General features: G+C 61.2%; 7 protein-coding genes. 1 reads left to right on the top strand and 6 read right to left on the bottom strand.

Annotated features, from left to right (window positions below):
* Nucleotides 1-12 precede the first annotated feature (12 nt).
* The 6 genes from KVG85_RS00840 to KVG85_RS00815 form a co-directional block, all read right to left on the bottom strand.
* On the bottom strand, nt 13-303 hold the full coding sequence (locus KVG85_RS00840) for a hypothetical protein (protein WP_016773591.1): 291 nt from the start codon (nt 301-303) through the stop codon (nt 13-15).
* A 56-nt stretch (nt 304-359) separates the two neighbouring features.
* The gene (gene astB, locus KVG85_RS00835; RefSeq protein ID WP_217862745.1) at nt 360-1,706 is read right to left on the bottom strand and encodes an N-succinylarginine dihydrolase; all 1,347 of its coding nucleotides are present in this window, start codon (nt 1,704-1,706) and stop codon (nt 360-362) included.
* 163 nt (nt 1,707-1,869) lie between these two features.
* Entirely contained in the window at nt 1,870-3,339 is a 1,470-nt protein-coding gene (gene astD, locus KVG85_RS00830) for a succinylglutamate-semialdehyde dehydrogenase (protein ID WP_217864915.1), read from the bottom strand.
* The gene (gene astA, locus KVG85_RS00825; RefSeq protein ID WP_024014014.1) at nt 3,336-4,361 is read right to left on the bottom strand and encodes an arginine N-succinyltransferase; all 1,026 of its coding nucleotides are present in this window, start codon (nt 4,359-4,361) and stop codon (nt 3,336-3,338) included. Before astA ends, astD begins: the two co-directional genes overlap by 4 nt.
* 51 nt (nt 4,362-4,412) lie before the next feature.
* Nucleotides 4,413-5,432 (bottom strand): arginine/ornithine succinyltransferase subunit alpha, encoded by a 1,020-nt coding sequence (gene aruF, locus KVG85_RS00820; RefSeq protein WP_217862744.1) that lies wholly within the window; start codon nt 5,430-5,432, stop codon nt 4,413-4,415.
* 246 nt (nt 5,433-5,678) lie between these two features.
* Nucleotides 5,679-6,899 (bottom strand): aspartate aminotransferase family protein, encoded by a 1,221-nt coding sequence (locus KVG85_RS00815; RefSeq protein WP_217862743.1) that lies wholly within the window; start codon nt 6,897-6,899, stop codon nt 5,679-5,681.
* Nucleotides 6,900-7,203: 304 nt separating this feature from the next.
* Between KVG85_RS00815 and KVG85_RS00810 the strand changes: the two genes are divergently transcribed.
* Entirely contained in the window at nt 7,204-14,967 is a 7,764-nt protein-coding gene (locus KVG85_RS00810) for a dermonecrotic toxin domain-containing protein (protein ID WP_217862742.1), read from the top strand.
* The last annotated feature ends 7 nt before the right edge of the window (nt 14,968-14,974 follow it).

Below are 14,974 nucleotides of genomic sequence, written 5' to 3'. Positions count from 1 at the left end.
AGAGCGGTTTCCTTAGTGGTCGTGGTTGCAATCCGGGCCGTGTACGTGATCCTCGTCAGCGCCGAGGTCAGCCGGTTCCATTTCCAGTTGCAGACTTACCAGATTAGTCGCCAATGGGCGCAGCAGCAGGTTGGCGTACTCTTCGTCACCTTCCTCGACGTCGACGCCGATCAGCAGCTGGCCACGGCCGTCCTGCTGGATCCACAGCTCTTTGCCTTGCCACATGACCGCAACGCGGGTGCACGAGGTTTGCAATTGCGTGCCGTCGGTGTCTTCAAGGATCAGCTGCAGGGAATCGCTCATGTTTTTACTCTCTTGGGTGACACGCCGCGCGCCGCGTTCAGGCAGCGCGCCGGCGATCAATTGATCTGGAAGGGATAAACCGCGCCCAGTTTAAGGATTTGCGTCAGTTCATCCAGTGCCGTCCGGCATTCAAGCAGCAACTGCGGGTCCGCCAGATCGGTTTCGCTCAGGCGGTCGCGGTAGTGCTTTTCAACCCATGCGGTCAACGAACCGTACAACGGGGCCGTCATGATAACGCCTGGGTTGACCGCCGCCAGTTCGCTTTCATTCAGCGCCACGCGCAGACGCAGGCACGCCGGGCCACCGCCGTTCTGCATGCTTTGCTTGAGATCGAAGACCTTCACTTCGCGGATCAGCCCGCCGGAACTGGTCAGGCTTTGCAGATAAGCCCAGACGCGTTCGTTCGCCTGGCATTCCTGCGGCACGATCAGCAGCATCGAACCGTCAGGACGCGAGAGCAACTGGCTGTTGAACAGGTACGAACGCACCGCGTCATCGACGCTGACCGCCGAACGCGGCACGCAAACGGACTGGAAGTTGCCGCCGACCTTGGCCAGTTTGCCTTGCAGCTCGGCGAGCATCTTGTCGGTCTCGAGGAACGCGTCCTCGTGATAGAACAGCACTTCACCGTTGCCCACAGCGATCACGTCGTTATGGAACACGCCCTGATCGATGACGTTGGGGTTTTGCTGCGCGTAGACCACGCCTTCGTCACGCAGACCGTGCAGACGCGCGACGGCTTGCGAGGCTTCGAGGGTCTGGCGCGCCGGGTATTTCTGCGGCGCCGGGAAGCGGTTGTCGAACGCACTGCGGCCGAACACGAAAAACTCGACGCCCGCCTCGCCGTACTCACGGCAGAAACGCGTGTGGTTCGCCGCGCCTTCGTCCCCGAACTGCGCCACTGCCGGCAAAGCGGCGTGATGGGCGAAGTGCTGTTGATTGGCGAACATCGAGCCGAGCACGCGGCTGGTGGTCGGGTGTTCGATGCTGCGGTGGTATTTGCAATTGAGGTTGGCAGCGGTGAAGTGCACGCGACCGTCGGCGGTGTCGGCACTCGGGCTGACCGTGGCGGCGTTGGCCACCCACATGCTCGACGCCGAGCAACTGGCGACCAGCAGCGGCATCGCTTCTTTAGCGGCGCGCTCGATCACTTGCGCGTCAGTACCGCTGAAGCCCAGACGACGCAGCGCCGCCACATCAGGACGTTCCTGCGGAGCCAGCACGCCTTGCTGAAAGCCCATGTCCATCAGCGCTTTCATTTTTGCCAGACCTTGCAGCGCCGCTTCCTTCGGGTTCGAGGATTGCTGACTGTTGCTCTGCGAGGCGACGTTGCCGTAGGACAGACCACCGTAGTTATGGGTCGGCCCCACTAGACCGTCAAAATTGACTTCATAGGATTTCATCAGCGAGGCTCCACGAGAATCTGTTGTTATAGGCTTCAGTAACTATTCTTTAAGACCGAGGCGCGGCCTTCGCGAGCAGGCTCGCTCCCACAGAATTTAGGTTGAACACAAAATGTGTGAACACCACTGAACCTGTGGGAGCGAGCCTGCTCGCGAATGGGCATCACGCCATTTTCACGCCGGGTGTCAGCGAGGCAGGCAGCACCAGGCTCGGGGTTTCCAGCGACGCCACCGGGTATGCGCAGTAATCCGCTGCGTAATAGGCGCTGGCGCGGTGGTTGCCCGAGGCGCCGACGCCGCCGAATGGCGCGCTGCTCGCGGCACCGGTCAGCTGTTTGTTCCAGTTGACGATGCCGGCGCGGCTTTCCAGCCAAAACTGCTGGTAACGCGCTTCGGAATCGGAGAGCAAACCGGCGGCCAGTCCATAAGCGGTGTTGTTAGCTTCACTGATCGCGGCGCCGAAATCGGCATAGCGGATCACTTGCAGCAGCGGCCCGAACAGTTCTTCGTCCGGACGCTCGGCCACGGCCGTCACATCGACAATGCCCGGAGTCAGCAAGGCCGATTGTGCTTGCGGCTGGGTCATTTCCAGCAGCGCCACCGCGCCGTTGGCCAGCAGTTGTTCCTGCGCATCCATCAGCGCTTTCGCCGCGCCGAGGGAAATCACCGAGCCCATGAACGGTGCCGGTTGCTGATCGAAGGCACCGACTTCAATGGTCGAACTGACCTCCACCAGACGCTGGAGCAGGCTGTCGCCCCACGCGCCTTGCGGCACCAGCAGACGGCGGGCGCAGGTGCAGCGCTGGCCGGCGGAAATGAACGCCGACTGAATGATCGTGTACACCGCCGCGTCCAGATCAGCGACCTGATCGACCACCAGTGGGTTGTTGCCGCCCATCTCCAGCGCAAGAATCTTGTCCGGACGCCCGGCGAATTGCTGGTGCAGGTGATTGCCGGTGCGGCTTGAACCGGTGAAGAACAGACCGTCGATACCCGGGTTCGCCGCCAGAGCGATACCGGTTTCCCGCGCGCCCTGCAGCAGGTTCAACACGCCTGCCGGCAGGCCGGCTTCGATCCAGCACTTGACCGTCAACTCGGCGACTTTCGGCGTCAGTTCGCTGGGCTTGAACAGCACGCTGTTACCGGCCAGCAGCGCCGGGACGATATGACCGTTAGGCAGGTGACCGGGGAAGTTGTAAGGGCCGAACACCGCGACCACGCCGTGGGGCTTGTGGCGCAACACGGCGGTGGCGTCGCCCAATGGGCCGCTCTTCTCGCCGGTGCGCTCGCGGTAGCTCTGCACCGAAATCGCGATCTTGTTGACCATGCTGGTGACTTCGGTCGCAGCTTCCCACAGCGGTTTGCCGGTTTCTTCGCCGATGGTGCGAGCCAGTTCGTCAGCGTGGTTTTTCAACGCAGCAGCAAAAGCTTCGAGGACGCTGATGCGCTCCTCGAGGGTGCGACGTGCCCACTGAGGAAATGCCTGGCGAGCAGCCTGAACCGCCGATTCGACCTGCGCGGCAGTGGCGCCCTCGCCCGCCCACAGCACTTGCTGGGTCACCGGGTTCAGCGATTGGAAAGCTTCGCCCTGACCGGCCAGCCACTCACCTGCGATGTATAGCGAATTCATTATTTCGACTCCCGTGCAGCGGACAGCGCCACGGCGCGAACCTGATCGCCGGCGCTGAGTTGAAGACGTTTCGCGGTCTGCGGATCGACCACCAGGGTGCCCGCAGCCAGGCGCGCTGGTGCAGCCGTGATGCGGCAATCCTCGCGCTTGCGGTTGTGGATGATGAACGGCGTGGCGTCATCGCCCGGTGTGCCGACGGCCAGCACCAGCGCTTCGCTGTCACGCACCGCGCGGATCTTGCTGGTTTCGCATTCGATGGCCGGGCCGGCGTCGAAGATGTCGACGTAACCCTGATAGCTGAAGCCTTCGCTCTTGAGCATGGCTAACGCCGGCTCGGTGTCCGGGTGCACCTGGCCGATGACGTTGCGCGCGTCCGGCGAAAGGAAGCAGGTATACAGCGGGAATTTCGGCATCAGTTCGGCGATGAACGCCTTGTTGCCGACGCCGGTCAGGTAATCGGCCTGGCTGAATTCCATCTTGAAGAAGTGCCGGCCGAGGCTTTCCCAGAACGGCGAGCGCCCGGCGTCGTCGGACACGCCACGCATTTCGGCGATGATCTTGTTGCCGAACAGCTCCGGGAACTCAGCGATGAACAGCATGCGCGCCTTGGACAGCATCCGGCCGTTGAGACCGTTGCGGTAATCGGCGTGGAGGAACAGCGAGCACAGCTCGGAATTGCCGGTCAGGTCGTTGGCCAGAAACAGCGTCGGGATTTCGCGATAGATGTTCAGCTCTTGCGAAGCGCTGACCGTCAGACCGACGCGGAAGTTGTACCAGGGCTCACGCAGGCCGACCGCGCCGGCGATGGCGGAAATCCCCACCACGCGGCCGTCATCGTCTTCGAGCACGAACAGATAGTCGGCATCGCCACGCCCGGCTTCGCCGCGAAAGGTCTTCTCGGCCCAGCCGACCCGGTGGGTCAGGCGCTCTTCGTTGGCCGGCAAGGTAGTCAGGCCGGTGCCGGTGCTGCGGGCCAGGTCGATCAGCGCGGATAAATCGCTGCTGCGTACGGGACGAACAATCATGCTATCTCCTCAAACGGGCCGCTCGCGCCACCCGTGAAACTCGCTAAGGCGTTAAACCGCCACCAGGCGCACGCTGGCACCTTCACCGACGCCCAGGGCTTCGGCTGCTTCCATATCCAGCGTCACCGGTTTGCCCGGCGCGTAATCCAGCTCCAGCAACACCGCGCGGTAATCCTGCAACTGCGCGTTAGCCACCAGGTACTGGCGTCCGGCGCCTTTGACCGGCTCGCCGATCTTCACCGGCACCACGCGGCTCTGGGCGATCGAACGGATCCCGGAAACCCGCGCATGCAGGGTCGGGCCGCCGTCGAAGATGTCGATGTAGTGATCGGTCTCGAAGCCTTCGCGCATCAGGATGTCGAAGGTGATCTGCGCACGCGGGTGCACCTGGCCCATCGCCTCTTGGGCGGAGTCCGGCAGCAGCGGCACGTAGATCGGGTAATGCGGCATCAGCTCGTCGAGGAAGGTGCGGCTTTTCAGCCCGCACAGGCGCTCGGCCTCGGCGTAGTTGAGGTCGAAGAAGTTACGCCCGATCGCATCCCAGAACGGCGAATCGCCATTCTCGTCGCTGTAACCGACGATCTCGGTCACCACCGAATCGGCAAAACGCTCCGGGTGGCTGGCGACGAACAGCAGACGGCCACGGGAATTGAGCTCGGCCCATGGCGATCCGACCAGTTCGCGCTGCACGTAGAAACTGGTCAGCAAGCTGTTGCCGGTCAGGTCGTGGCACTGCGAGAGCACGTGGATCTTGTTGTGGATCTTCAGCTCGCGGGAGGCGTGAACGAAGGTCTCGTTGCGGAAGCTGTAGAACGGCTCCGAGTAACCGGCGGAAGCGACAATGGCCGAGCAGCCGACCAGTTTGCCGGTGGTGGAATCTTCAAGGACAAAGAAATAACTCTCTTCACCGTTGAAGCTCACTTCGGCAGCGAACGAAGCTTCGCTCGCGGCGATCTTGTCGCTCAGACGTTCCACGTCATCCGGCAAGGAAGTGACACCAATCGGGCTGTCCGCAGCCAGACGCTGTACCTCGCCCAGATCAGCCATTTGCGCGGGGCGCATCACCAGCATGGTGTCACTCCTTTCTCTTCAATATTCACAGAAAAAACCGGGCCCACATAAAGATCGATGCAGGAATGGGACTTGTGGCGAGGGGATTTATCCCCGCTGGGGGGCGAAGCACCCCCAAAAATCTGGGGCCGCTGCGCAGCCCATCGGGGATAAATCCCCTCACCACAGGTTCAATCCAACAGGTGAATGTGCCCGGTATCAAAAATTGGTTCGGCGCCGGAAAAACTCCAGGCACCGAAAGGTCCATCAGGCTTGCGTCAACTTCGCAGCAGCACGTTCGAAGCGGTCGAGACCGGCGTCGATATCGGCGTCTTCCACCACCAGGCTCGGGGCGAAACGGATCACGTCCGGGCCAGCCTGGAGAATCATCAGGCCTTCCTGTTCGGCGGCGTTGAAGATGTCCTTGGCCTTGCCTTTCCACGCTTCGCTCAGCACGCAACCGATCAGCAGACCGAGACCACGCACCTGGGTGAACAGGCCGTATTTCTCGCCGATCTGTTGCAGGCGGGTCTTGAACTTGTCGTGCTTGGCGTTCACGCCGCTCAACACTTCAGGGGTGTTGACCACGTCGATCACCGCTTCGGCGACCGCGCAAGCCAGCGGGTTGCCGCCGTAGGTGGTGCCGTGGGTGCCGACGACCAGATGCTTGGCCAGCGCTTCGGTGGTCATCATCGCCGCGATCGGGAAACCACCGCCCAGGCTCTTGGCGCTGGTGAGGATGTCCGGGGTCACGCCGTAATGCTGGTAGGCGAACAGCTTGCCGCTGCGGCCCATGCCGGTCTGCACTTCGTCGAACACCAGCAGCGCGTTGTTCGCGTCGCACAGTTCGCGGGCACCTTGCAGGTAAGCCAGTTCGGCCGGCAGTACGCCGCCCTCGCCCTGGATCGGCTCGAGCACGACCGCGCAGGTCTTCTCGGAAACCGCGGCTTTAAGCGCCGCCAGATCGTTGTAGGGAACGTGGGTGATGCCAGTGATTTTCGGGCCGAAACCGTCCGAGTACTTCGACTGGCCACCGACGTTGACGGTGAACAGGGTACGGCCGTGGAAGCTGTTCAGCGCGGCGATGATTTCGTATTTCTCGGAGCCGAAACGGTCGAATGCGACGCGACGGGCCAGCTTGAACGCGGCCTCGTTGGCTTCGGCGCCGGAGTTGCAGAAGAACACGCGCTCGGCGAACGTGGCGTCGATCAGCTTGTGCGCCAGGCGCAGGGCTGGTTCGTTGGTGAACACGTTGGACACGTGCCACAGCTTGTTCGCCTGTTCGGTCAAGGCACCGACCAGCGCCGGATGCGCGTGGCCCAATACGTTAACGGCAATCCCGCCGGCGAAGTCGATCAGCTCGCGGCCGGCCTGATCCCAGACCCGGGAACCGGCGCCACGCACCGGAATGAAAGCGGCAGGCGCGTAGTTGGGAACCATTACCTGGTCGAAATCGGCGCGTTGTACCGCAGCGTGCTCAACGGACATCGGAGTCTCCTGAAGAGGAACACCCGCCTGGAACTGGCGAGCGATGAGGGGATTGTAAGGACAGTTGGGTGCCCGGCCTTGTCGCCAAGCGACAACTTCTTATAGCGCAAACCCCGGATTTTCCCGGGTTTACGGCAATGCGACATATAGCGTCGCAAAGGCGCAGTTTACCGGGCGCGGCCGATTTGCGGCAGGCCGCGCAGGATACCAAGTCAGCCCCCACGGCAGAGACATAAATATCTACCGCACGGGGGGCGCTTGCTGCTGATTTGCTGAGGGTTCTTCCCAACGCCAAGGAATGGCCATGCATTTGTCTGAAGCATCCCCAACGGCAACCCCGGATGACGCAACTGACGCGCACCATGCGGACGAGCATTATCAACCACTGAAAAACGCGATTCCCGCCTGGCTGGGCGACACCTCAGCCACTCGGCGAGAAGCACTGAAAAGCAGCCTCCCGCAACAGCCGGCCGCGCTCAAGAACGCGCCAGCCGAACAGCACGCGCTGATGAAGAGCCTTGGGGCGGCGCATATCACCGCGCAGAGCCGGGTCGATAAAAGCCTGGAGCACTTGCAGGACGCTGCGGCCTTCGCCGAGCCCCTGCTCAAGGCCGAGCTGAAAAGCTGCTTCGATCTGGAGCTGGATGTCAGAAACACCTACGTGCGCCTGTACATTCCCGCCACCACCCCGTGGTTTCCGATTCGCACCGGCGCCCGCACCTGGTCCGTGTCACTGCTCGAGGCGGCGCTGCATAACTTCGAAGACAGGGAAACCGAAGACGACGCCTTCGAAGCCGAGTCGACATTCACCACCGCCCCCTCGGCTACAGGACAGTTTGAAACCCTGCCCGAGATCAAGGCGAAACTAAGCATTCCGGCTTTCACAAAACTGTGCCGTCGACTGGATATCGGCGCCCAATACAAAGCCAGTCTGGAAGACAATCTGGGCTATTCCGATCCGATGGTCGCCTCGGTTTTGCGCGGCAAGCTCGACGCCAGCCAGCAGGCCGCGATGAAGGCTGCCCTGCAATGGGCGCGGATGAACCGCGATGTCTCGGAAAACGCGGTGCGCATGATCGAGGCCATGCTCGACGGCATGAAAGGCCTGCATGTGCATGGCGCCCCGCTGCTGTGTCATGACATGACGATGCTTTGCGCACCGCTGACCGGCATCGTGGTATTCGCCCCGGACCTGTACATGACACGCAATGCAGCGCGCGTCGTCGCCTACGTCCCGGATGACCCCGAACATCCGTTCAAGGAGTACGCCTCGCCATTGGAAATGGTGGTGGAACTGACGCGCCAGTTGCGCTCCAGGGACTATCAGCAATTCTTCAGCCGCTTCGTCAACCACGACCAGCGCGGTTTCTTCTTCAGCACTCTCAACAGCCGGCTGAGTGAAATCCGCTGGCATCCGCACGAACCCGGCGACCCGCTGCCGGCCTGGCGCGAAGCCCCGGTGGAGCGGCCCGATCTGCAGACTGCGCTGACGCCGTTTTACGACGAGGTCTGGCAACACCTGTACCAGGCAAAGCTGAACAAGATTTTCAATGACGCCCGAACCATTGCCGTACCGACTGCCCTGGTCGATCAAAGGGCGCGCTGGGCATTCTGGGATTCGCTGGTCAACATCATCTCTTCCATCGCCCAGACCGCCGCGATGATCGTCGCGCCCTTCGTGCCCGTGCTCGGTGAAGCGATGATGGCGTACATGGCCTATCAGATGCTCGATGAAGTATTTGAAGGCATTGTCGAGTGGGCGCAGGGACGCACGACCGAAGCGGTCGAACACTTGATGGGCACCGTGGAATCAATGATCCAGTTGGGCATGTTCGCCGTCGGCGGTGCGATTGGCGCGGCCGAGTTTCGCAAGGTATTGCCCAAGGAAGTCGTGGCGTTCATCGACCGCTTCAAACCGGTACCACTGGCCAATGGTGACACCCGCTATTGGCAACCGGATCTCGAACGCTACAAACATCCGCAGAAGCCGACTGCCGATTCGCAACCCGATGCACTGGGTCTGCATGCACATGAGGACAAGCGCCTGTTGCCCCTGGAGGGCGCGCACTTTGCAGTCACAGACAGCCAGGTGCCGGGTCAGTACCGGATCGAACATCCGAGTCGCCCCGACGCATACCAACCGGTGCTGCGCCACAATGGCGAAGGTGCCTGGCACACTGAACTGGAGCAACCGCTGGAATGGGATGGCGCAACCGCGCTGCGCCGCATCGGCCCTGCGGTCGAGAGCTTGTCGCCGAGCGAGCGCGAAACCGTCATGCAGATCAGCGGAACCAGCGAAGACGCGTTGCGCAAAATGCATGTCGAGCAGGAAAGGGTCCCGCCTCTGCTCACCGACAGTATCCAGCGCTTCAAGATTGATCAGCAGTTGCAACGCTTCATCGACCAGCTCGACAGCGATGACGCTGAAGTTTTTCTGCGCGCCGACCCGACCATGCAGCTGCAGGTGCTCAGCGAATACGGTCGCTGGCCAGGCGACAAATGCCTGCGCCTGCTCGATCGCCAAGGCGAGCAACTGTGGCAATCGTCTACCGACACAAGCCTGCCGGTAATCGAACTACGCCAGGACAGGCTGGCCGGTGGCGACGTGCTCAAAACCCTGCTCCAAGCCCTCGACGAGACGCAGATCAAAGCCTTGCTGGACGAGCCTTTTGCGGGACCGACGCCGTCCATCGAGGTCCGCAGCCAGAACCTGCGCAAGCAAGTGGCCGACCTCGCCAGACGCAACACAAGCGCGCTGTTCGAGTCGCGCTATCAAGCCCTCCAGCACCTCGACGACCCGCTGGCGGCACGACTCAATACTCACCCTCCGCAATTGCCGGCAAGCATTACCCGCGAACTGCTCGATACCGCGACCGGCAGTGAACTGCTACAGATCAGCGAAGGACAACTGCCCCCGCGCCAGCAGACGCTCATGCAGATGGCCAGTGACGAGGTGCGCGTCACCCGCGCGTATGAAGGCCTTGAGCTGGCCTCGGTGAGCAACCCCGACTCTGATTCTCTGGCGCTGCACAGCCTCAAACTGCTGCCGGGCTGGAGCGGCGATGTCCGTATCGAAATCCGTGACGGTCGCTACGAAGGCCCGTTACTGGACACGATCGGCCGCGACAATGCGCCCGAACACAAGGTGCTGGTGCGCCGCGACGATGGCCAATATCAACCTTATGACGATCGTGGGCAGCAGCTGCATTCATTCGCTGATTTCTATTCCAGCCTGTTGTACGCACTGCCCGACAGCGAGCGCCAGAGCCTCGATATCCGGATCGGCCAGAGTCAGGCGCTGAAGGCGGCCATTCGTGAACGTACGCTTGAGCGCAACGAGTGGCGTCAGGTGATTGCCGATACGCCGTCCCGAGCGCCGGCGGTCGACACGCTGCGCCTGCTCGGTACCGATGGTTATTCCCATGCTCCGCGTCCGCCGCGCCCCGCTGGCCAGCCGCACACCCTCGAAGAAGACATCCGCGTGCTCTATCCACGCATGTCGGATCATGAGATGCGCTTTCTCGCCGAAAGCATGCGCAGGAGTCCCGCAGGCCCGCGCGCAGAGATGCTTCGCTTGCAAAATGACTACCTGCAATTGCAGAACGAACTCCATGTCTGGGCCAACAATCCCCCCGCCGTGCACCCGGAAACCGGCACGGCGCTCACCTCGCTGGAGAAGCGCGCCGAAATCCAGAATCGCAGGCTGCTCAGGGAGCAATTGCTCAAAGCCTGGAGGCGGGAGCACGTCACGAGCCTTGATCGACAGGGTCTTGCCGCCGGGTATGCCTTGGACCTTACACCTGCGGTGATGGGCGACTTGCCGGTGTTGTCGGCAGACTTCAGTCATATCACCTCGCTCGTCATCGATGGCAGCCCGATGACCACTTCCGTTGACAATTTTTTGCAGTCGTTCAGTCAGTTGCGGAGACTGGATGCGCGCGACCTCAACCTGCCGAGCCTGCCGCAAGCGCTGACTTCAATGCCCTCGCTGCGCGAATTGCGTTTACGCGATTGCCGGGTCAGCCTGACGACGGTCACAGAGTCGGTGCTGGCTTCCATGCCGCAGCTCACCCTCCTTGATCTGCAAGGCAATGCGCTGGGCCTGCCTCCGGACCTGCACACGCTGCCTTCGTTGCGCTACGTGAACCTGTCGGATACCGGAATCCACTCGGTGCCCGACGATCTGCTGGATCATCCGCGACTGATTTCGGCGCAATTCGATCGCAACCGCATCACGCGGATACCGGACAGTTTTTTCAACCTGGCCAGCTCCCTCAGCGATGGTTATACCTTTGCCGACAACCCGTTGACGGCGGCCTCTCGCGAGCGGGTAAAAGTGTTCTACGAGCACACCGGAAGGCACTTCGGCGTCCGGCCCGTGCAGGAGGATCTGCAGCGCACCGTCGCCTTGTTTCCCTCCCTCGATACGGAAGGCGCAACACAGGTGTTGTACCGCTTGCCCGGAACATTGGCCGAGTGCGGTGTACAGTTGTCACGCTGGGAAAATGAGCTCGGGGTTCTGAATCTCGAACTCAACCAATGGATCAACCAGGCCGCCGTGACTGCGGCTGAATCGGGAGAACGCCTGCCTCTTGAGGCCCAAGCCCGCGAACTGGAGGCCAGGCGAGACTTTGCGCAACAGATCGAACAATTCTGGCGCAGCCCGCCGAGATACCCGCGCCTTGAAGAACTCAGGGCAACGGCGACGTTCAGTGGGGATATGCCGATACTCAGCGGCGGTCTGGAGCGCGTGACGCGGCTGAACCTCACCGGCAACGCCAATATCACCGCCGCCCTGCGCTTCGTGGAGTGCTTCCCCTACCTTGCCAAGCTGAAAATGCACGGCTTCGAACTGGAACCGCTTGCGCTTGGCGAGGCAAAACTGCCTCAACTGACCGACCTTGAGCTGAAAAATTGTGGCGTGGTCATGACCCCGGAAAATCAGGCTGCGCTGCTGTCACTCAGCGCTCTGGACACGCTGGACCTGAGCAATAATCCGCTGGGGACGTTCCCCGACCTGAACCTGTTGCCGGAATTGTTCCATCTCGATCTGTCCAACTGCGGGCTGACCGTCGTTCCCGACGGACTGGCCAGCCATCCGGGGTTACGAACCGCAGCGCTCTCGGGCAACCGCATCACGCAATTGCCGGAGGCGCTGTTCGACCTCCCCGCCGAGCGCAGTGACGGCATTGACTTTGCCGACAATCCGCTCTCGGCAGCAACGCGCGATGAGATCAAAAACTACTTCCGCATTCATCGAAACGACTTTGACGTCCTGGCGCCCGAGCCGGACGTGAGCCTCGCCCGGGAGCTGTTTCCCGGTTTGAACAAGCAAGAGGCCAGCGAGATGATCTACGACTTGCCCGGCAATCTGGAGGACAGCCACCAACAGCTCCTTCGCTGGAAAGCGGAGCAGCAACAGATGCACGACGACCTGACCCGCTGGGCCTCGGCAACGCCGTCTGCGCACCCGGTTACCGGTCAGGCCTTAAGCGCAAGCGAGCATATGGCGCAACGATCCGCACGCTCCGACTTCAAGCAATTGATAGAGGATTTCTGGAGCGAAAGATCGATGGGAAGCGGCAAGCGCAGCGCATTGTTTGCGGCAGACCTGAAGTTCCTCGGCGAAATGCCGCGCCTGAGTGTCAACTTCGATCACGTTACCAGCCTCAAGCTCACCGGCAACGTAACGACCGCCGGACTGGAGCCGTTCGCTGCATTGTTCCCGAATCTTCAGACGCTGAAATTGAAAGCCTTCACGCTCTATGACATACCCTCATTCGTCGGCCGCCTGCAGTATCTCAAAGAGCTCAAACTGAATGACTGCGCCCTGACACTGACACCTGCCGGACAGCAAGTACTCGGCACTCTGTCCGGGCTGCGGCTGCTCGATCTGAGCCACAACCCACTGTCAAACGCGCCAGATCTGACAACCCTGCCCAAGGTAACCAACTTTTTACTTGGCCATACCGATCTGACCAGCGTGCCGAAGGGCATTGCCGAGCATCCGCTGCTGCGAGAGCTATGCCTTGATAACAACCAGATTACCGAGCTGCCGGACGCCATCTTCAGCTTGAAACCCAATCGCGCCGACGGCGTATATCTGAACGACAACCCTCTGTCCTTGAATGCCCGCGAGCGCGTCAAGCTCTACTACGCGGCTCAGGGGCGCAACTTCCGGATCAAGCCGGCATCGGCTGACATTGCCATGGCGCAGCGACTGTTCCCGCGACTGGGCGAAAACGCTGCGATCAACATGATTTATCGCCTGCCCGGGACATTACAGGCCGGCACGGCGCAACTGATCAGATGGGAGGGGGAAATCGCCCGCATGATTGGCGATCTCCACGCATGGCGTGAGCGTCTGCCAGACAACAATCCATCGACAGAGCGGCCATGGACTGCGCAGGAAAAAGCCGCAGAACTCGCCGAGCGCCAAAAATTCAGCGAAAGCCTCGAGCAACTGTGGCGCGGCAGGCGCGCTGACAATGCAGCACTACGATTTAACACCTTCACTGCCAATGCGGCATTTACCGGTGAGTTACCGCAGTTGGCCGCTGACTTCAGTCACATCACGCATCTCAGTCTTCAGGGCAATCCGGAATTGAAGGTTTCCGAGGGTTTTCTCACAAGCTTCAGCGGATTGCAGGGCCTGGAACTGCAGGATTTTTCCCTCGGCCGGATGCCTCAAGCGCTGCAAAGCCTGCCGTCGCTGGAAACGTTGATGCTGAGCAGGTGCCAGATCACTCTGGATCCTGCCGGACAAGCGGTCTTGTCGACGCTGACCCGGTTGAAATCTCTGGACTTGTATAACAATCCGCTGCAGGTCACGCCCGATGTGTCGGCACTGCAGAGCCTGACGTTCATCGATCTGATCAATACCGGAATCGCTAGCGTTCCTGCCGGGCTGGAACAGCTGCCGCATCTGGAAGTTGCATTGCTGAGCGACAACAACATCGTCGAACTGCCGACGGAACTGACACGTTATTCCGGTCGCGGCATTGAACTGGGCGCCAACCCGTTGTCGGTTGCGTCCAGAGAACGTGTCAAAGCCGCTTTCCAGGCCAAGGCAGACAATTTCAGCGTCTGGGTCCAACAGGACGACATCGATCTGGCGCAAAGCCTTTACCCGTCGCTGTCCGGCTTCGATGCCAACGATCTGGTCTACAAGCTTGCGGGAACGCTGGCCGATGGACGTCTTGAGCTGATGCGCCGCAAAACCGATCTCACCAGCCTGCTCGAACGCCTGGATAGCTGGGCCAACGAGACTCCCAACGATACTGACACGCAGATGCCGCCTGGGACCGACGCGGCAGCCAGGGAAAGACTCAACCGCCAGGAATTCAGACAAAACCTGGAAGACGAGCTGCGCCGTGCCCCCGCGTACCTGACAGGTCCGGGAGTTAGCTGCGAGTTGTCGTTTACCGGCGAGCTGCCGCCGCTGACCGCGCGTTTTGACCATATCGAACAATTGAAACTGACCACCACGGCGTCCGCCCCGCCTCGGATCGATCGTCTGCTGGAGTTGTTTCCAAAGCTCAAAGGCATCGACATCCGCGACTACCCGCTGGGCGAGATTCCCACCCGGATATTCGCCATGGACCGGCTGCGCAGTCTGTATCTGCCTGGCTGTGAGATCACGCTGACTGCGCAGACCGCGGAAGCATTCGCAACACTGAGGAACCTCAGTTCCGTGGACCTGAGCGATAATCCGCTCGACATGGCTCCGGATCTGAGTCATTTCCCGCAGATGACCGATGTGCGTCTGGGCAACTGTGCCTTGAGCAAGGTGCCTGACGGCCTGTTCGGACTGCCTCGATTGATGTACGCCGACTTGTCCGGGAACGCGATCACCGAGTTGCCGGGCGAGTTTCCTTTACAGCCCGGCGACGTGCTGACCGAATACGACTTCAGCGACAACCCGCTGACTGCCGAAAGCCTGCAGCGCCTCCACCGTTATGACGCGGCGTACCAATTGCGCGTGCTGGAGCAGCAGTCGAGCAACGACACCGCGTATCAGACGATTGAAGATTTCCATGACTTCTCCGGCGGCATGGAAACCGATTGAGGGTCGA

This window comes from Pseudomonas triticicola (assembly GCF_019145375.1).
Taxonomy (GTDB): domain Bacteria; phylum Pseudomonadota; class Gammaproteobacteria; order Pseudomonadales; family Pseudomonadaceae; genus Aquipseudomonas; species Aquipseudomonas triticicola.
The sequence above is the reverse complement of the archived record's forward strand: the minus strand, read 5'-3'. Positions and strand labels throughout refer to the sequence as shown.